General features: G+C 59.9%; 19 protein-coding genes. All 19 read left to right on the forward strand.

Features of this window, described 5'->3' with window-relative positions:
• The first annotated feature begins 5 nt into the window (after window positions 1-5).
• The 19 genes from SELSP_RS02045 (at window position 6) to SELSP_RS02140 (ending at window position 19,009) form a co-directional block, all read left to right on the forward strand.
• Complete coding sequence (locus SELSP_RS02045) at window positions 6-512, forward strand: flavin reductase family protein (RefSeq protein ID WP_013740572.1); 507 nt, start codon at window positions 6-8, stop codon at window positions 510-512.
• Window positions 513-530: 18 nt separating this feature from the next.
• On the forward strand, window positions 531-1,259 hold the full coding sequence (locus SELSP_RS02050; protein WP_006193629.1) for a Crp/Fnr family transcriptional regulator: 729 nt from the start codon (window positions 531-533) through the stop codon (window positions 1,257-1,259).
• A 305-nt stretch (window positions 1,260-1,564) separates the two neighbouring features.
• The gene (locus tag SELSP_RS02055; protein ID WP_013740573.1) at window positions 1,565-2,845 is read left to right on the forward strand and encodes an ArsB/NhaD family transporter; all 1,281 of its coding nucleotides are present in this window, start codon (window positions 1,565-1,567) and stop codon (window positions 2,843-2,845) included.
• Window positions 2,846-3,016: 171 nt separating this feature from the next.
• Window positions 3,017-4,024: a nuclease gene (locus SELSP_RS02060; RefSeq protein WP_013740574.1), complete on the forward strand. Its 1,008-nt coding sequence runs from the start codon at window positions 3,017-3,019 to the stop codon at window positions 4,022-4,024.
• 341 nt (window positions 4,025-4,365) lie between these two features.
• Window positions 4,366-4,638, forward strand: a complete 273-nt coding sequence (locus SELSP_RS02070; protein ID WP_013740575.1) for a DUF4321 domain-containing protein — start codon at window positions 4,366-4,368, stop codon at window positions 4,636-4,638.
• Between the two features lie 12 nt (window positions 4,639-4,650).
• The gene (locus SELSP_RS02075) at window positions 4,651-5,223 is read left to right on the forward strand and encodes a Maf family protein (protein WP_006193623.1); all 573 of its coding nucleotides are present in this window, start codon (window positions 4,651-4,653) and stop codon (window positions 5,221-5,223) included.
• Window positions 5,204-5,893, forward strand: a complete 690-nt coding sequence (gene radC / locus SELSP_RS02080; RefSeq protein ID WP_006193622.1) for a RadC family protein — start codon at window positions 5,204-5,206, stop codon at window positions 5,891-5,893. The genes SELSP_RS02075 and radC overlap by 20 nt, the downstream gene beginning before the upstream one ends.
• Window positions 5,894-6,003: 110 nt before the next feature.
• Window positions 6,004-7,044: a rod shape-determining protein gene (locus SELSP_RS02085; RefSeq protein WP_013740576.1), complete on the forward strand. Its 1,041-nt coding sequence runs from the start codon at window positions 6,004-6,006 to the stop codon at window positions 7,042-7,044.
• Window positions 7,041-8,117 (forward strand): rod shape-determining protein MreC, encoded by a 1,077-nt coding sequence (gene mreC, locus SELSP_RS02090; RefSeq protein WP_006193620.1) that lies wholly within the window; start codon window positions 7,041-7,043, stop codon window positions 8,115-8,117. Before SELSP_RS02085 ends, mreC begins: the two co-directional genes overlap by 4 nt.
• Window positions 8,114-8,614 carry a rod shape-determining protein MreD gene (gene mreD / locus SELSP_RS02095; RefSeq protein WP_006193618.1) on the forward strand — a complete coding sequence of 167 codons (501 nt, stop codon included), beginning with the start codon at window positions 8,114-8,116 and terminating at the stop codon, window positions 8,612-8,614. The genes mreC and mreD overlap by 4 nt, the downstream gene beginning before the upstream one ends.
• Before the next feature lie 114 nt (window positions 8,615-8,728).
• Entirely contained in the window at window positions 8,729-10,513 is a 1,785-nt protein-coding gene (gene mrdA / locus SELSP_RS02100) for a penicillin-binding protein 2 (RefSeq protein WP_006193617.1), read from the forward strand.
• 112 nt (window positions 10,514-10,625) lie between these two features.
• Window positions 10,626-11,327, forward strand: a complete 702-nt coding sequence (minC, locus tag SELSP_RS02105; RefSeq protein WP_006193616.1) for a septum site-determining protein MinC — start codon at window positions 10,626-10,628, stop codon at window positions 11,325-11,327.
• Between the two features lie 10 nt (window positions 11,328-11,337).
• Window positions 11,338-12,141: a septum site-determining protein MinD gene (gene minD, locus SELSP_RS02110; protein WP_006193615.1), complete on the forward strand. Its 804-nt coding sequence runs from the start codon at window positions 11,338-11,340 to the stop codon at window positions 12,139-12,141.
• Window positions 12,134-12,412: a cell division topological specificity factor MinE gene (minE, locus tag SELSP_RS02115; protein WP_006193614.1), complete on the forward strand. Its 279-nt coding sequence runs from the start codon at window positions 12,134-12,136 to the stop codon at window positions 12,410-12,412. Before minD ends, minE begins: the two co-directional genes overlap by 8 nt.
• 15 nt (window positions 12,413-12,427) lie before the next feature.
• Complete coding sequence (gene rodA, locus SELSP_RS02120) at window positions 12,428-13,531, forward strand: rod shape-determining protein RodA (protein WP_006193613.1); 1,104 nt, start codon at window positions 12,428-12,430, stop codon at window positions 13,529-13,531.
• A 26-nt stretch (window positions 13,532-13,557) separates the two neighbouring features.
• Window positions 13,558-15,411, forward strand: coding sequence for a TIGR03960 family B12-binding radical SAM protein (locus SELSP_RS02125; RefSeq protein WP_006193612.1), 1,854 nt, complete (start codon window positions 13,558-13,560; stop codon window positions 15,409-15,411).
• The gene (locus tag SELSP_RS02130; RefSeq protein WP_006193611.1) at window positions 15,408-16,091 is read left to right on the forward strand and encodes a TIGR03936 family radical SAM-associated protein; all 684 of its coding nucleotides are present in this window, start codon (window positions 15,408-15,410) and stop codon (window positions 16,089-16,091) included. Before SELSP_RS02125 ends, SELSP_RS02130 begins: the two co-directional genes overlap by 4 nt.
• A gap of 29 nt (window positions 16,092-16,120) precedes the next feature.
• Window positions 16,121-17,560 (forward strand): Rne/Rng family ribonuclease, encoded by a 1,440-nt coding sequence (locus tag SELSP_RS02135; protein ID WP_006193610.1) that lies wholly within the window; start codon window positions 16,121-16,123, stop codon window positions 17,558-17,560.
• An 81-nt stretch (window positions 17,561-17,641) separates the two neighbouring features.
• The gene (locus SELSP_RS02140; protein WP_006193609.1) at window positions 17,642-19,009 is read left to right on the forward strand and encodes an FAD-dependent oxidoreductase; all 1,368 of its coding nucleotides are present in this window, start codon (window positions 17,642-17,644) and stop codon (window positions 19,007-19,009) included.
• Window positions 19,010-19,161 lie beyond the last annotated feature (152 nt).

The raw sequence follows: 19,161 nt of genomic DNA on the forward strand, positions 1-19,161 counted from the left end.
ACAATATGGCATTCAAGGAGATTCAGCCGCAGGATTTGCAGGATAATGTATTTACGCTGATCGGCAAGGATTGGTTCGTCGTCTGCGGCGAGAAGGATGGCAAGGCGAACGCGATGACGGCTTCTTGGGGCGGCATGGGCGTGCTCTGGGGCAAGTCTGTCGTATTCATCTTCATCCGTCCGCAGCGCTATACGAAGGAGTTCGTCGATGGGGCGGATGGCTTCACGCTTTCCGTGCTCGACGAGTCGAAGCGCAAGGTCTTGAACTACCTCGGCACGGTGTCGGGGCGCGATGAGGCGAAGATCGAGAAGGTGGGACTTACGCCGCTTTCAGAAGGAGGATTCACCTACTTTTCGGAGGCGCGTCTGGCGCTCCTTTGCCGCAAGCTCTATGCACAGGAGATGAAGCCCGAGTGCTTCATTGAGCGCGAATGTGATGCAAAGTGGTATCCGGAGAAGGATTACCATACGATGTATGTGGCGGAGATCGAGAAGGTTCTCGTCCGAGACTAAGAGTTCTAGGAGGCAGACATGCGTCAGGAAATCAAGGAGCAGCTCAAGGGGACGAGCCTTGCGCGCGGCATGACGGATGATGATGTCGAGGCGCTTCTCGCGTCGAGCCAAGTGCGCCTCGTGCACTACAAGAAGGGGGAGATCATCTTCCATGAGGGTGATGTGCCCGAGCGCCTTTTTCTGCTCGTTTCGGGCGCTGTGCGCATACTGAAGGACACGTATTCGGGGCGGCAGATCTTTCTAGGGGAGATACGGAAACCGGGCGTGATGTTCGGCGAGGTATATCTCTTCATCGAACGCCATGCCTACGATATGTTCACGCAGGCGCTCGCAGCGACGGAGCTTTTGGAGATTTCGAGCCGCATGCTGACGCAGGGTGCGGCGGAGGACGATTTCGGCGAGGCAGACGATCCGGAAAGAGCGCAGCGCGTGCGCCTGCAGGGACTCCTGCAGCGCAATCTTCTGCGCGATTTCGCACGCAAGGCGTACCAGATGAACAATATGCTAAAGGTGCTTGCGAGCGGCTCTTTGCGCGGCAAAATCGCACGCTACTTGATGCTGCAGCCGCAGCAGGCAGAAGGAAAGATCTGCCTGCCCGAGAGCCGCGAGTCCACGGCGATCTACCTCGCAGTGTCGCGCCCGGCGCTTTCGCGCGAGCTGAGCGCCATGCAGAAGGAGGGGATCCTCGCGGTGGAGTCGCGCACGATTCATATTCTGGATCGGGAGAAACTGGAGGAGTATCTGTAAGGGGAATGGAGGAAGCGAATTTCGTCGGATCAGCGCAAGATGCATGTGAAGTGAGGCTCAATGCAATAGGAAACAAGATGAAATGATATAGATAGGTGTGACCTCTTTCCAAACTCACGATAATCTGCTATAATAGGCGCAGGACAATTCAATAAGTGAAATTTAGGCGGAGTCTGTTCAACCAAGGGCTCCGTCTATTTTTCGGTCGGCTGTCCGTCGTTTCCCTGCCTCTCCAGCTTGACGGGGGAAGGCGGATAGAAAGTGCAGGAGACTGCCCGTGGGCAGGCAAATTCAAGGAGGTTTTTATGGAACAGGAAACAATAGCTGGTATCATCTTCGTCGCGATGTATGCGGTGATCGTCTCTGAGAAGATCCACCGCACGATCATTGCGATGATCGGCGCAATCCTCATGATCATCATGGGCATCATGACGCAGGAGACCGCCGTCCACCACATCGACTTCAACACGCTCGGGCTTCTGATCGGCATGATGATCATCGTTGCCATCACGAGCAAGACGGGACTCTTCAACTTTATCGCCGTCTGGGCGGCGAAGAAGGCGAAGGCCGATCCCGTGAATCTCTTGGTCTACCTGTCGCTGATCACGGCCATTTGCTCGGCGTTCCTCGACAACGTGACGACGGTTCTCTTGATGGTTCCGGTCACGTTCAGCATCACGACGAAGCTCCATGTCGATGTCATGCCGTATCTTTTGGCGCAGGTCATCGCGTCGAACGTCGGCGGCACGGCGACGCTCATTGGCGATCCGCCGAACATCATGATCGGCAGCGCCGTCAAGGAGCTGACATTTGCGGCGTTCATTGAGAACCTCGCGATCATCTCGATCATCAACCTCATCCTCATCACGGCGATCTTCGTCCTGCTCTACCGCAAGCATTTGACGACGAAGCCGGAGCTCAAGGCTCTCGTGATGCAGGAGAACGAGTGGGATGAGCTCAAAGACATCCCGCTTCTCAGGAAGTGTCTGTTCGTGCTCGGCCTGGTCATCTTGATGTTCTTCCTCCATTCGCTTACGGGGCTTGAGTCTTCGCTCATCGCGATTGCGGGCGCGTTCCTCCTGCTCCTTCTGGTTGGCAAGGAAGAGTTCGTCGAGCACGCGATGCACGGCGTCGAGTGGCCGACGATCTTCTTCTTCATCGGTCTCTTCATCGCCGTCGGCGGCCTCGTGGAGACGGGCGTCATCCGCGATCTTGCGGTGCAGGGCGTCAACCTTACGGGCGGCGACGTGACGAAGACGTCGATGCTCGTCCTGTGGATGAGCGCGATCGTTTCGGCGTTCCTCGACAATATTCCGTTTGTTGCGACGATGATTCCGCTGATTCAGGACATGGGTGCGATGGGCGTCTCGAATCTTGAGCCGGTCTGGTGGAGCCTTGCGCTCGGCGCCTGCCTCGGCGGCAACGGCACGATCATCGGTGCGTCCGCGAACGTTATCGTCGCGGGCATGGCGGCGGAGAGGGGCGTCCCCATGACGTTCGTCCGCTTCATGATGGTCGGCTTCCCGTTGATGATCTTGACGATCCTCACGTCGACGGTCTACGTATACCTGCGCTATCTCATGTAATCTGTATTTTTGGGGCTGTCGCACAAATCATGTGCAACGGCCCCTTTTTCGTGTGGAAAAGCGCCTTCTTCATCACCCCTGTCTGTCACTGATGCACATGGGAAGAATTTCTGGCGAAGCTTCCCGGATCATGGTATGATAGTAGAGAAAGGAAAAAGGAGGCTGTCCGTCATGACGTCATCGAACATCACGCCCGAGGATTTGCTGCTTGGCTATGCGAACCCTGCCTACGATCAGCATGCTAAGCGTCTGCTCGCGCAAAAGGATGTCGTGGCGCGAATCCTCAAGGGAGTCGTTCCCGAATTTCGCCAAATGGATCTCGCGACCATCATTGGTCGATGCATCGAGGGCGAGCCGGAAATCGGCGCTATCCCCATCGATATGGACAAGACGAACGCTGCAAGGCGGATTCCGAAGGAGATTCGCGGAGACAATACGGAGAGCGCCAGCCCCACGGAAGGATGGATTCGTTTCGACATTCTGTTCCGTGCAAAAGTGCCTCAGACAGGTGCGCGTATCACCTTGATCGTCAACATTGAGGCGCAGAAGACGCAGTCGAACAGCCGTCTTGGTTACGCGCTGCTGCGGCGAGCCATATACTATGCCTGCCGCTTGATTTCCTCCCAGAAGGAAACGGAGTTTGCAAAATCAAACTATAATGACATCAAGAAGGTTTATTCTGTCTGGATCTGTATGGATGCGCCTGATGACAAGAGCGCCATCAACTTCTACGATATGCAGGAGCGTCACTTTCTGCATCGCACGAAGGCAGAAAAAAGCGATTATGACCTGCTGAACATCATCATGATTTACCTCGGTGCGGATGATTCGGGCAATGAGCTCGTCCGCTTCCTGAAGCTCTTATTTCGCGACACAGTAAAATCTGCGGCAGAAAAGAAGAAGATTCTCGAATCCGAATTCGATCTCGACATTTCGGGCGATATGGAAAAGGAGATGAACACCATGTGCAATTTGAGCGAAGGCATCTTCGAGCGCGGCATTGAGCAGGGCATTGAGCAGGGCATTGAGCAGGGCATTGAGCAAGGTATTGAGCAGGGAGAATCTGGCATGATCCTTTCCATGCTGAAGAAAGGATACGATCTCACGAGCATCGCCGATATATCTCAATGGTCGATCAAGAAGATCGAGCAGTTGGCAAAGGTGCATCATCTGCTGTAAATACGCGCACAAACGTCCGCTGTTTTGAAAAAGATGCTTGCACATACACCCAAAGAGGGGGCTGTTGCATGAGTCAAATTCGACTTATGCACAGCTCCCCTTTTTTCTTTCTGTGCGGCACGCGAAAGAAATGACCTTAGTCGAGCAGGATTTATGCCGCGCGGCTAGAAAAGAGGCAGGAGCAATCAAAATCATTGTGCAGCGCCGTTTGACTGTCGATGCATTCGCTGAGGGATCGCTGATAAATGAAGTCGCCTGGATGTAGAGAGATGGGCGGTTGAATGAATCCGCGATTTTCTGAATCGTCGAGGCAAGCGGTGTTTCCTTTGGAGGGATTTTCTGTGAAATTTTCTTCGGGGCGCGGCTTCGGCATGTGCGCCGTATTTGTTTTTACCGGCGCGGTGCTCGGCGGACTCTTGGGCGAAGCTCTGCGCGGCGTGGAGGCGCTTTCTTCGATTGCGCCGCTTCTTTCCGAGACGCATCCGGCGTTCGTCTTGGCGCCCGTGGCGATCGATCTCTTCGTCGTCAGCGTCAGTTTCGGCCTTTCTTTCACGCCGAACATCATGAGTCTCGTCGGCGTCATCGTCGCGCTCGTTCTTTTCCGACGTTATTGAGGAGGAATATTCATGTTCATCCTGGCATCGGCTTCGCCACGCCGCCGCGATCTTCTCGCGCAGATCGGCGCCTCGTTCCGCGTGGAAGTGAGCGAGGCGGAAGAGGTGCGCGAGGCGAAGACGGCGGAGGAGCTTGTTCGCGTCAATGCGCTCGCCAAGGCACGCGCCGTGGCGGCGCACGCGGCGCTTCCCGTGCTCGGCGCTGATACCGTCGTCGCGCTCGCCGGACGCATCTTCGGCAAGCCTGCAGATGAGAGGGAGGCGCACGAGATGCTCGCCGCGCTCTCGGGGCGTGCGCACGACGTTCTGACGGGCGTCGCCTGGTGCAGGGGCGGCCAAGAGTTCTCGACGGTCGAGAAGACGCGCGTCTTCTTTGCCGCGCTTTCAAAAGAGATGATCGCGCGTTACGTCGCTACGGGCGAGCCTTTGGGCAAGGCGGGCGCCTATGCTGTGCAGGGGCGTGCCGCCGTCTTCGTCGAACGCATCGAAGGCTCGTTCTCGAATGTCGTCGGACTGCCGCTTCATGCGGCGGCTCATCTTGCAGAAAAAGCGGGGGTCGATCTCTATGACGCTTCTCGTGCGTGATCTGCCCGCCGACGAGCGGCCGCGCGAAAGGCTTCTGGCCGAGGGCGCGGCGAGCCTTTCCAACACGGAACTTCTCGCCGTCCTCCTGCGCACGGGCGTCAAGGACGACTCGGTGCTTCGCGTCGCCGAGAAGGTGCTCGCGCTCTACAAGGAGCGCGGACTCGCCGCCATCACGCAGATGAGCGCGAAAGAGCTTTCGTCCATCAAGGGCGTGGGCATGGCGAAGGCGGCGACGATCCTCGCCGCCGTCGAACTTGGACGCCGCCTCGCGCTCAAGGCGGCGGAGGAGCGGACGATCGTGCACGGCCCTGCCGACGCTGCTTCCTACGTCATGCCGCGCTTTCGCTTCGAGCGCAGGGAGCACTTCGCCGTGCTGCTTTTGAACGCGAAGAATCATATCCTTGCGCTGAAGACGATCTCCGTGGGAACGCTCACATCTTCCGTCGTTCATCCGCGCGAGGTGTTTCAGGCGGCGATCGAGCAGTCGGCGGCTGCCGTCATCCTCGTTCACAATCATCCGTCGGGCGACCCTGCGCCGAGCGGCGAGGATATCGCCGTGACGCGCCGCATGGTCGAGGCGGGGGAGATCATGGACATCCCCGTGCTCGATCACGTCATCGTAGGTTATGATAAATTTATTTCCCTAAAAGAAGAAGGTATGATACAATAGAAATCGTATCTTCATCAGCCCTTATATCTATGATTGACAAGGCTTTTTGACAGATTTTTGCAGACGTGTTTTATGGGATGCGTGTGAAGAGAAGGGAGTTTTATTTCAACATGTGGAGTCTTTTTGGTGGCTTGTCCCGCGATATGGGCATCGACCTTGGAACCGCGAATACATTGGTGCATGTGAAAGGCAGGGGCATCGTTCTGCGCGAGCCGTCTGTCGTAGCGATAAAGAGTGAGAACGGCGAGGTGCTCGCTGTCGGTGAGGACGCGAAGCGCATGATCGGCAGGACGCCGGGCAACATCATCGCCATCCGTCCGATGAAGGACGGCGTCATCGCCGACTTCGACGTGACGCAGGCAATGCTCAAGTACTTCATCCGAAAGTCGATGAACACGAAGTCCTTCGTGCGCCCGCGCGTCGTCGTCGGCGTGCCTTCGGGCGTGACCGAGGTCGAAAAGCGCGCCGTCATCGATGCGGCGCAGCAGGCGGGAGCGCGTGAGGCCTACCTCATCGAAGAGCCGATGGCGGCGGCGATCGGCGCAGGTCTTCCCGTCGAGGAGGCGACGGGAAGCATGGTCGTCGACATCGGCGGCGGCACGACGGAGATCGCCGTCATTTCGCTCGGCGGCATCGTTACGAGCCGCTCGATCCGCATCGGCGGCGACGAGATGGACTCTTCCATCGTGCAGTACATCAAGCGTCAGTACAACCTCATGATCGGTGAGCGCACAGCGGAGGAAATCAAGATCACGATCGGCTCTGCCATCGTGACGCCCGACGTCGACCGCGATATGGACATCCGCGGCCGCGACCTCGTCAGCGGACTGCCGAAGACGCTCTCGATCCGCGCGAGCGAGGTCAGGGACGCCTTGAACGAGCCGATCTACAAGATCGTCGACGCCGTCAAAGGCACGCTCGAAAAGACGCCGCCGGAGCTGGCGGCCGACGTCATGGATCACGGCATCATGATGACGGGCGGCGGCGCGCTCCTGACGAACCTCGACAAACTGCTGAGCCACGAGACGGGCATGCCCGTCCTCATCGCGGAAGACCCCTTGTCCTGTGTCGGCGAAGGCACGGGCAAGTCGCTTGAAAACATCGAGCTTCTAAAGCGCGTCGTGATGATCTCTAAGAAGTTGAGACAATGAGCCGCATACGCAGAGACGACCAGGACTCGAACCGCAAGGTCTGGCTGCTCCTCGTTTCGCTCGTCTGCGTCCTCTGCCTCGTGTTCTTTGCGGGAAAGGGCAGGTTTCAGTCCCCTTTCCTGAGCCGCGCCGCCGCGACGGTGCTGCGTCCCCTCCAGTCCGCGACGGCATGGGTGGGAGACAAGATCCATAGCCTCGGTACGGAGTTTTGGGAAGTCTATTACGTCTACGACCAGAATCGTATGCTGAAGAACGAGGTGGAGGGGCTGCGCGTGCAGAATCTCGAAGCGAACGAAGCGCTCGCTGAAAATGCACGCCTCAAGGCGCTTCTCGGCTACAAGCAGACGAAGACGCAGTTCGACCTCGTGGCGGCCCGCGTCATCGGACGCGACTATGCGACGTGGTCGGGCGTCATCGTCATCGACCGCGGTACGGCGAGCGGCGTGCATGAGAACATGCCCGTCGTGACGGAGAAGGGACTCGTCGGCGTCGTCGTTGAGGCCGCGCCGTACTCCTCGAAGGTGCGGCTGATCCTCGACCCGCGCGCCGCCGTCGGCACGATCGTGCAGCGGCAGGAGTCGCGCGTCGCGGGCATCGTCGAGGGCGATCCGGCCAATCCCCTGATGCCGCGCATGAAAAACATTCCGAAGTCTGCCGATGTCGTTGAGGACGATGTCGTCGTGACGTCGGGCTACGGCGGCGTCTATCCGAAGGGGCTTCTCGTCGGCACGGTCAAGGCATTGAAGAACGACGAGGGCGGCCTGTTGAAGTACGCCGTCTTAGAGCCTGCCGTCGACTTCCAGCGTTTGGAGGATGTCGCTGTCATCGTGGCGTCGCGCGAGGCGCCGCCCGCTCCGATCACGCCGCCCGCGCAGACGCCGGGCACGGAGACGGATCCGGCGGCAGAGAAGGCGGCAGCAGAAGCGGCGAAGCGCGCGGCATCGCAGCCTGCGCCTGCGCCTGCTCAGCCGGCCGCACCGGCGCAGCCGAAGCAGCCGGCGAAACAGCAGAACGCCCAGCCTGCCGTGCAGCCGCAGGGCGCACAGAAGCGCGAGGCAGGTGCGCGGCCATGATCAGCTATCGCAGGATCTTCTTTTGGCTTGCGTTCGTGATCGCGCTCTTCGTCCTGCAGACCTCATTTTTCCCCGTATTTTCATGGAACGGCGTTTCGGTGAACCTCATGCTGGTTCTGACCGTTTCGTGGAGCCTCCTTTACGGGGCGCGCCGCGGTGCTTTTCTGGGCTTCATGACGGGACTCCTGCAGGATCTCACCACGGGCATGTTCTTCGGCATGGACGTTTTCGCCTTGACGATCATCGGCTATGCCACGGGCGCATTTTCGCGCAACGTGTTCAAGGATCCCGTGTTCCTGCCTGCGATGGCGACGATGTGGGCGACGGCCGCGCACTATTTCTTTGTGCTCGTTCTCATGCTGCTTCTCGGCTACGGCTTTAGTCTGCTCTATGTTGTCAAGACACTTCTTCCGGCGCTTTGCTGGAACGTTCTTTTCGCCTATCCCGTCTATCGCGCGGCGAGCCGCATGCAGTTGTGGCTGGGGCGGCGAAAGTAATGGCCGGGGCGCAGCGCCTCTCAGGGAAAAGATCAAGGCGCCTTGCGGGGCGTCTTCTTGTCTGAATGGGGAGATATACCTTTGGAAGAAAATGAAAACGAGTATGCAGGGCGCATGCATGTGCTCGGCGGCGTCATCGTCGCCGTCATCGCCGTGCTTCTGCTGCGGCTCGTCTATCTCCAAATCTATGACGGCGACTATTATGCGAGCCTTGCGGACGGCAACCGCATCCGCATCATCCCGAGCGTTGCGCCGCGCGGCAATTTCTTCGACCGTAACGGCACGCCTCTGGTCATGAACCGCCCGAGCTTCACCGTGTCGCTTTTGCCACTGTCGGGTACGATTCCCGAGGACGTCATCGAGCGATTGTCCGTGCTCCTTCATGTGCCGACGGAAGAGATCCACAAGAAGATCGACGCGCATGTCGGCTTCGATCCCATACGCATCAAGCAGGACATCGGCCCTGAGGTCTATACGATCATCGAGGAACAGCGCGACAAGTATCCGGGCGTCATGATCGAGGCGCAGCCGATCCGCGATTACGTCTACAAGACGTGGGGGGCGCATGTCTTCGGCTACGTCAGCGAGATCAGTAACGAGGAGCTGGAAAAGCGCAAGGCGGAAGGCTACAAGTCGGGCGACATCGTCGGCAAGTTTGGCTTGGAGCGCGTCTACGACAAGACGGTGCGCGGCACGGACGGCGGCAGGCAGGTCGAGGTCGACGTTGCGGGCAAGCCCGTGAACAACCTCGGCACGAAAGAGCCGGTCGCGGGCAACGACCTCGTCCTCACGATTGATGCGACGATCCAGGTCGCCGCCGAACGCGCCATCGATCAGCAGCTTTCCGCCATCGGCGCCAACGCGGCGGCGGCGGTCGTCATGAATCCGCAGACGGGCGAGGTGCTCGCTCTCGTGAGCCGTCCGTCCTTCGATCCGAACCTCTTCGTCAACGGCATATCGACGAAGGATTGGAAGGTTATCAACGAGAATCCGTATCATCCGATGGACAACAAGGCGATCACGGGCGAGTATCCGCCGGGCTCGACCTTCAAGATCGTCACGGGCACTGCCGCACTGCAGGAAAATGTCGTCTCGCCGAATGAGATCATCTACGACTCGGGACGTCATTGGATCATTCCGAAGGGAAACGCGGGCGGCGAAGCGCTCGGCCCTATCAATTTCATCCAGGCGCTCGCCCACTCGGATAATGTCTACTTCTACGAGATGGGCAATCGCCTCGGCGTCGACCGTCTGGGCGAGTACGCGCGCATGTTCGGCGTCGGCTCGAAGACGGGCATCGACCTGCCCTACGAGGCCGAAGGTCTCGTGCCGAGCCGCGAGTACAAGAAGAAGGTCTACGAAGACGACTGGTATCTGTCGGAGACCTTCGATGCGGCGATCGGGCAGGGATTCGACCTTGTGACGCCGCTGCAGGCGGCCGCCATCATGGGGGCGATTGCAGCGAACGGCGACCGCTATCAGCCGCATCTCGTGCAGCGCATCGTAGGCCCTGACGGCAGTACGGTCGAGACGATAAAGCCCAAGCGCATCGGCAGGCTCGATGTGCGCCCGGAGGTCATCGCGCTCGTGCAGCAGGGGCTCAGGGACGTCACGAAGTACGGCACAGCGGCGTCGGCCTTTGGTGCGAAGTATCCCATCGACATCGCGGGCAAGACGGGCACGGCGGAGAACTCGCACGGGCGCGACCACGGCTGGTTCGTCGCCTACGGGCCGTTCAACAGCCCGACGATCGTCGTCGCGGTCATCGTCGAGCAGGGCGGCTTCGGCTCTCTGTCCGCCGTGCCGATCGGCAAGAAGATCCTCGACGCGGCTTTTGGCCTCGATACGCCCGAAGTCAAAGCTGTTCGGCAAGAAGTGGCGGCGCGGCAGAAATCTTGATATAATAGAATCGTATTACAGCAAGGAGAAACGACAGGGCAAATGCACCGAAGCCGTTTCTTGACCCTTCGTGCGGCGCATCGCCGCACACGCACGCAAAAGCGAGGAAATCATGGAGAAAGAAAGCGTATTGTTTAAGGGGCTGAAGACGGGGCTTCTGCTCGTGCTGGCAGGAAAGCCCGAGTTTTCTGTTGTTGAGCGCGAGATTCGTGAAAAGCTGGAATCGAGCGCCCTGTTCTTCCGGCGCGGCACGGTCATCGAGTGGCGCACGGGGACGTTCACGGCGAAGGAAAGCCTCGCTTTGAAGAAGCTCTTCCTGCAGCACGGCTTGTACTTCCGTGAGATGAAGGAAGAAGCTGATGCAAAGAAGCCTGCCGTCAGCGCGGTGAGCGGGGCGGCGGCAGCGGCGCGGGCGGGAGCCGTCCTCGGCAGGAAGAGGGCGGAGTCTTCTGAGATGAAGGCAGAGCCGGACGCGGACAAGAAGGACGTGCAGATGCTCGTCGTGAACCGCACGCTTCGCGGCGGACAGGAGGTGCAGAGCCAAGGCTCGGTGCTCGTTCTCGGCAACGTGAACCCCGGGGCGCAGGTCATCGCGGGCGGCAGCATCGACATACGCGGCACCTGCCGCGGCATCGTCCATGCGGGCGCTTACGGCGACAGGGACGCCATCATCATCGCGGATCACCTGATGCCCGTGCAGATCCGCATCGCCGACGTCATAGCGCAGTCGCCCGAGCAGTATGAGAAGCCGGAGCTTGCCGAAAGGGCGAGCGTGCAGGATGGACGAATCGTGATTGAACCGATAGAAAGGTAGGAAGCAGCCGATGGCAGAAGTTATCGTTATCACCTCAGGCAAGGGAGGAGTCGGCAAGACGACGACCACGGCGAATATTGGCGTGGGACTCGCGAAGCGCGGCAAGAAGGTCGTGCTCATCGACACCGATACGGGGCTCAGGAATCTCGATTTGCTCCTTGGACTCGAACGCCGCATCGTCTATACGCTCGTCGACGTCATCCAGAAGCGCACGACGTACAAGCGGGCGCTCGTGCGCCACAAGAAGTATGAGACGCTCTTTTTGATGCCGACGTCACAGGTCGCGGACAAGTCGGCGATCGAGCCCGAGCAGATGAAGGAGCTCATCGCTGAGATGAAGGAGGAGTTCGACTACATCCTCGTCGACTGCCCGGCGGGCATCGAGCAGGGTTTCCAGACGGCGGTCATCGCAGCGGATTGGGCGATCGTCGTCACGATGCCCGAGATCGCCGCCGTGCGCGACGCCGACAAGATCATCGGCAGACTGCAGAACGACGGCAAGGAGATCAAGCTCGTCGTCAACCGCATCCGCTCGCAGATGGTCAAGGACGGCACGATGCTCGACATGGATGCGATCAACGACATCCTGTCCCTGCCGTGCATTGGACAGATTCCCGACGATGAGAAGGTCATCGATTCGGCGAACCGCGGCGAGCCGGTCATTGACAATGCGAATTCGCTCGCGGGCAAGGCGTATGCCAACGTCGTCTCGCGCATCATGGGCGAGGACGTGCCCTTCCTTGAAACGCCGAACGAGAGCTTCCTGCAGCGGCTCAAGAACATGATCCTCGGAAGGGGGAAGCGTGATGATTGAAGCTTTGCTCAAGATTTTCGGCAAGCAGGGCAAGTCGTCGCGTGAGATCGCCCATGATCGCCTGAAGGTCGTCCTGATTCATGATCGACTGAGCGTTTCGCCCGAGGTCATGGACAAGATTAAGACCGACATCATCCACGTCATTTCCAACTATGTGGAGATCAATCAGAAGGATATGGAGATCTCGCTCGCCAACGACCAGGATTCCGTCGCGCTCATCGCGAACATTCCCGTGAGCCGAATGAAGCCCAAGGAAAGCAGCAGACGCTAGGAGGCGCAGGGGAAAATGAACAAGCGTTGGCTCAGGCGCATGGACTTCACGCTGATCGGTGCGACGGCGGCGATCGTCGTCATGAGCCTCATCGTCATCGGCAGCGCCACGCACATCAATACGGCGGGCGGCGATCACTACTGGTTCGTGCAGAAGCAGGGCGCATTCGTCGTCTTGAACGTGCTCTTCGCCATATTCCTCATGAATTTTGACTACAAGGCGCTGCAGAATTATGGCAGGAATCTTTACATCTTCAACGCTGTCATGCTTCTCCTCGTCATGATCATCGGACAGACGGCGCTCGGCGCACAGCGCTGGATTCAGCTCGGCCCCATCACCCTGCAGCCGTCGGAGTTTTCGAAGATCATCATGATCATCGCGCTCGCCGCCATGTTGGAAGATCGCGTGGGAAAACTCAACACCGTGAGCGACATCCTGCCCGTCCTCGGCTATGTGGCGCTGCCGTTCTTCCTCGTCCTCAAGCAGCCCGATCTCGGCACGTCGCTCGTTTTCATCGCCATTCTCTTGGGCATGATGTTCGTCGCGGGCGTGAACCTTCGCATACTGGCGGCAGGCTTTGCGGCGGGCGTGGCGGCGTCGCCCCTTCTCTGGCTCTTTTTGAAGGATTACCAGAAGATGCGCCTCAAGGTTTTTCTCGATCCGAGTGTCGACCCGCTTGGCTCGGGCTATCACATCATTCAGTCGAAAATCGCCATCGGATCGGGACTGATCTTCGGCAAGGGGCTTTTCGGCGGTACGCAGAGCCAGCTGAACTTCCTGCCCGAGAACCACACGGATTTCATCTTCGCCGTCGTCGGCGAGGAACTGGGCTTCGTCGGTGCGGCGGCGCTGCTTCTTTTGTACCTCGTCGTGCTCTGGCGCGGCGTGAAGATCGCGCGTGACGCGAGCGACACTTTCGGCCGGCTGCTCGCCGTCGGCATCACCTCGATGCTCGCCTTCCATGTGCTCGTCAACGTCGGCATGACGACGGGCATCATGCCCGTCACGGGCATACCGCTGCCGCTCATGAGCTACGGCGTCAGTTCGCTGACGACGAATTTGATCGCGATCACGATCTTGCTCAACATCCACATGCGCAAGGCAAAGTTTGTATTCTGAGAAAGGAATTATTCCGGGGAGGATTTATGGTCAAGTTGGAACAGGAGATGCTTCAGGCTGTCGAGAAACCCGCACGCTATACGGGCGGTGAATGGAACGCGCAGCCGAAGGACTCCGCCGCCGTCCTTTGCCGCATCGCGCTCGCGATGGCGGACGTCTATGAGGTCGGCATGTCAAACCTCGGGCTGAAGATTCTCTATGAGATTTTGAACCGCCGCGATGACATCGCGGCGGAACGTGTTTATGCGCCTTGGCTCGATATGGAAGAGGAAATGCGCCGCCGCGGCATCCCGCTCTTTTCGCTCGAAACCTTCCGGGAGATTTCTTCCTTCGACATCCTCGGCTTCTCGCTGCAGTACGAACTTCTCATCACGAACACGCTCAACATGCTTGACCTCGCAGGGCTGCCGCTCCATGCGGCGGAGCGCACGGACGAGCAGCCCTTCGTCATCGGCGGCGGCCCCTGCGTATACAACACGGAGCCGATCGCCGACTTCTTCGACTTCTTCGTGCTCGGCGACGGCGAGGAAATCGTCGTCGAGGTGTGCGACGCCTTGATCGCCTGGAAGAAGGAGGGTCGCCCGGACGGCAGGCGCGGCTTCCTGCGCCGCGCTGCGCGGATTCCGGGCGTCTACGTGCCGTCCTTTTATGCGCCCGAGTACGATGCGCAGGGCATGTTCACGGGGCTTCGCATCCTCGATGCGGCAGCTTCGCCGCAAATCTATCGGCGCGTCGTCAAGGATCTCGATGCCGCGCCCTTTTTGGAAAAGCCCGTCGTGCCGTACCTCGGCATCGTGCACGACCGCCTCATGCTCGAGCTTTTCCGCGGCTGCACGCGCGGCTGCCGCTTCTGTCAGGCGGGCATGGCGTACCGCCCCGTGCGCGAGCGCCGTCCCGAGACGCTCGAATCCTTGGCACGCACCCTCTTCGACTCGACGGGCTACAACGAGATGTCCTTGACGTCGCTCTCGTCCGCCGACTACTCGTGCCTCTCGCCGCTCGTCGACGGGCTTCTTGCCGGCACTCAGGGCGAGCGCGTGAGCTTTTCCCTGCCGTCTTTGCGCATCGACAGTTTCTCCGTCGACATCGCCGAGCGATTGCAGCAGGTGCGAAAGAGCGGCCTGACGTTTGCGCCCGAGGCGGGCACGCAGCGCCTCAGAGACGTCATCAACAAGAACGTGACGGAAGACGACTTGCTGCACTCGGTGCGCACGGCGTTCGAGCAGGGCTGGAAGGCGGTCAAGCTCTACTTCATGATGGGTCTGCCGACCGAGACGGACGAGGACATCGTCGGCATCGCAGAACTCGCGCAGAAAGTCGTCGACTGCTACAAGGAAGTCAAGGGAAAGCGCGGCGTCAAGGTCACGGTGTCCGTCTCGTGCTTCGTGCCCAAGGCGTACACGCCGTTCCAGTGGTTCGCGCAGGTGCCGCAGGAAGAATTCGAGCGAAGACAGCGGCTTTTGAAGGAGAGCATACGCGATCGCGCGATCTCGTTTCACTACCATGACGCACGCGCGAGCGTCCTCGAAGGAGCGCTGTCACGCGGCGATCGCAGGCTCTCAGCCGTCATTGAGACGGCGTGGCGAAACGGCGCGAAGTTCGACGGCTGGACGGATCAGTTCAAGGACGAGGTCTGGAAGGACGCCTTTTGCCGCTGCGGCATTGCGCCCGAGTTCTACAGCCGGCGCACGCGCGATCTGGAAGAAGTCCTGCCGTGGGCGCACACGAGCCCGGGCGTGTCTGAGGACTTTTTGCGCCGCGAGTGGCAGCGTGCACAGGAAGCGGCGCTCACGCATGACTGCCGGCGCGAAACGTGTACGGGCTGCGGCGTCTGTCCCGAGCTTGGCTGCGACGTCGTCGATTGGAGGGGAGAAGCATGAAGCTGCGCGCACTCTTGACGAAGGGCGAGGAGATCCGCTTCATCTCCCATCTCGATTACGCTGCGCTCATCGAGCGGGCGATCCGCCGCGCCAAATTGCCTGTCGTCTATTCGGAGGGGTTCAACCCGCACATGAAGTTCTCGTTCGCCTCGGCGCTCGCCGTGGGCGTGACGAGCGAGGCGGAGGTCATGGACGTGGAGCTTTCGCGCCCCGTCGCGCAGCCCGAGGCGTGGGACAGGCTCGCCACCGCCCTGCCGTCGGGCGTGCGCCTCGGTCGCCTCGTCCCGTACGAGGGCAAGGCGAAGTCGCTGATGGCGGCGGTCGACCGCGCCGAGTACCGCGTGCGCGTGCCTTATGCGGGCGCGGAGGAGGAGGCGCGGCGCGCTGTCGCTGCCTTCTTCGCTGCGCCCGAGGCCATCTATCGGCGCGTCCTGCCGAAGAAGACGCGCGAGGTCGACGCGAAGGCGTACCTGAAGGAAATCCGTGTGGAAAAAGAGGGCGGCGATCTGCTGCTCTTTCTCGCCATCGCCGTCACGCCTGAGGGCAGTCTGAAGCCTGGCGAGGCGATCGGGCTTCTGGCGCATGACTTCGGTCTCGCCGTCGAGCCGAGGGAGGCCGAGATCTGCCGCACGGCGCTTCTTTCGGGCGGCAAAGACCTTTTCGCCCTGATCGAATCGTAAGACCGATACTCATCGATGGAGTTGATGTGATGAAAACCATTCTTGTAAACTGCGCCCCCGAAGAGACGCGCATGGCGATCGTGGAAAGCGACGAGCTTCTGGCGGTCGAGGTTGAGCGCGAGTCGCAGTCGCACCTCGTCGGCAACATCTACAAGGGACAGGTGCAGAACGTCCTGCCGGGCATGCAGGCGGCTTTCGTCGACATTGGCTGGGAGAAGAACGCGTTCCTCTACATCGGCGACGGCGTGCCGCACGAGGGCGCACAGAAAACGACGCCCGTCGCACGCATCCACATCGGCCAGCGGCTGCCCGTACAAATCACGAAGGACGCCATCGGCACGAAGGGGCCGCGCGCGACAATGCACCTGTCGATTCCGGGCAGGAACGTCGTACTCATGCCGACGGCCGCCTACATCGGCATTTCGCGGCGCATCGAAGGCGAGGCCGAGCGTGCGCGGCTTCGGGAGATCGCTGCGCGCATCTGCCCGGCGGGCATGGGACTCATCATCCGCACGGCGGCGCACGGGCAGACGGAAGAGAGTTTCCAAGAGGACGTCGATCGCCTCGTGCGCCTCTGGCAAACCCTGCAGGCGAAAAACAAGATGGCGAAGGCGCCGGCGCTCCTCTACCGCGACGCCGACCTCATCGTGCGCCTCGTGCGCGACTCCTTCACAGAAGAGATTGATGCGCTCTACATTGACGACGCTGACGCCTGCCGCCGCGTGAAGGAACTCGTCGAATCCATCTCGCCCGAGCTTGCACAAAGAGTCCATCTCTACGAAGAGCGCGAGCCGCTCTTTCGTCGCTACGGCGTGGAGGGAGAAATCGAGCGCCTCGGCGAGCGCGAGGTCGTGCTTCCCTCGGGCGGCTCCATCGTCATCGACAAGACGGAGGCGCTGACCGCCATCGACGTGAACACGGGGCGCTACGTCGGCAAGGCGAACCTCGGCGACACGGTCTACCGCACGAACCTCGAAGCGGCGGCTGAGATCTTGAAGCAGATCCGCCTCAGGGACATCGGCGGCATCATCCTCGTCGACTTCATCGACATGGACACGGACGAGCAGAAGGAAAAGCTCCTCGCCTTCCTGCGCGACCGCGTGCGCTTCGACCGCACGAAGACGAACATCGTCGACATCACGGCGCTCGGCCTCATCGAGATCACGCGCAAGAAGTCGCGGCAGAATTTGGAGAGCATCATCTACAGCCCGTGCCCTTACTGCCACGGTCGGGGCAGGGTCGAATCGCCCGAAACGATCGCCATCCGAATCTGCCGGGACATCCGTCGCTTGGAGAGCAAGGCGCACGCGGGCGCATACGAGATCGAAGTGGCGAGCCGCATCGCACGCGCCGTGGAAATTGCCGAGCCGCTCGCACACCTCGCCGCCGAACTCGCTCTTCGCCTGACCGTCGTCGCCAAGGACGTCATGGCGCTCGAAAGCTACACGATCTTGCCGAAGGAAGATTGAGGCGCATGCGGCGGATTTTGGGAATGTTGTTTTGCTGTGCATTTATGCGTACTTTTTATATATGAATACGGAGGCTTTTTCATGCAGGAAACGAAAGAATACCAGAATTTGATCCTTGGATTCGGCAAGGCGGGCAAGACTTTGGCGGGGCTTCTGGCAAAGCGCGGCGAGTCCGTCGCGCTTGTCGAGCGTTCGAAGGAGCGCTACGGCGGCACTTGCATCAATGTCGCCTGCATCCCGTCGAAGTCGCTAGAGTACAGTGCGAGGCTTTCTGCTGCGGCGGGCGGCGATTTTGCGGCGAGGGCGGCGCGCTATCGGGCGGCAATCGCTGAAAAGCGGCGTCTGACGGCGATGCTCCGCCAGAAGAACTACGAGAAGGTCACGGCGACGGGGGCGGAGGTCATCGACGGTGAGGCTTCCTTCCTAGACGCGCATACGGTGCGCATCGTGACGGAGACGGGAGAAAGAATCGTGCGCGCCGGGCGCATCTTCATCAATACGGGCGCGGCACCCTTCGTGCCGCCGATTCCGGGGCTTAAGGAGAGTGTGCATGTCTATACGAGCGAGGGAATGATGGAGCTTGACGAGCTGCCTGAAAAGCTTGTCATCATTGGCGGCGGCTACATCGGCTTGGAGTTTGCCTCCTACTATGCAAATTTTGGCTCCGACGTCACGGTCGTGCAGGATGCGGCGGAATTTATTCCGCGTGAGGATAAGGAAATCGCTGCCTGCGTGGAGAAAGTGCTTGAAGAACGCGGCATATCCATCGTGAAGAGCGCGAAGGTGCTCGGTGTCAAGGATGAGGACGGCGGTGCCGTGCTCACGGTCGAGGCGGCCGGGAGTGAGCGTCGGCTCGCGGCGGACGCCGTTCTCGTTGCGACGGGCAGGCGGCCTGAGCTTGCCGCTTTGCAGTTGGAAAAGGCAGGCGTAAAGCTTTCGGATCGCGGTGCGGTTGCGGTCGATGAGAAACTGCGGACGACGGCAGAGCATATATGGGCGATGGGCGACGTCGCGGGCAGCTTGCAATTCACATACATTTCGCTCGATGATTTCCGCATCGTCAAGGACACGCTGTTTGGCAAGGGCGAACGCACGACAAAGAACCGCGGCGTCGTGCCCTATTCGGTGTTCATCGATCCGCCGCTTTCTCGCGTGGGCATGACGGAAGAGGAAGCGCGAGCCGCAGGCTTCGAGGTCGCCGTGCGAAAGCTCGCTGTCGCCGCTATCCCGAAGGCACAGGTGCTGCGAAAGCCTGCGGGGTTGTTGAAGGCGGTCATTGATGCAAAGACGGACAAGATCTTAGGGGCGCATCTCTTTTGCCCGGAGTCGCAGGAAATGATCAATATCGTAAAGCTCGCCATGGATGCGGGCATCCCGGCAGGCACGCTGGCGGATGCCGTTTACACGCACCCGACGATGACGGAGGCATTCAACGATCTTTTCGCTTGAATGAAAAAGAGTAGAAATTACATGCACAAACGAAAGTTACCCAATCAGTCTGCGCCCTTCGGGCTTGACTTCTTGGACTTTCATAGTAAAGCCACTAATATCATGAAACCGACGGCGTTTCCGCATATCGCAGGATACAGATTTATTTGGTG

It is taken from the genome of Selenomonas sputigena ATCC 35185 (genome assembly GCF_000208405.1).
Classification (GTDB): domain Bacteria; phylum Bacillota; class Negativicutes; order Selenomonadales; family Selenomonadaceae; genus Selenomonas; species Selenomonas sputigena.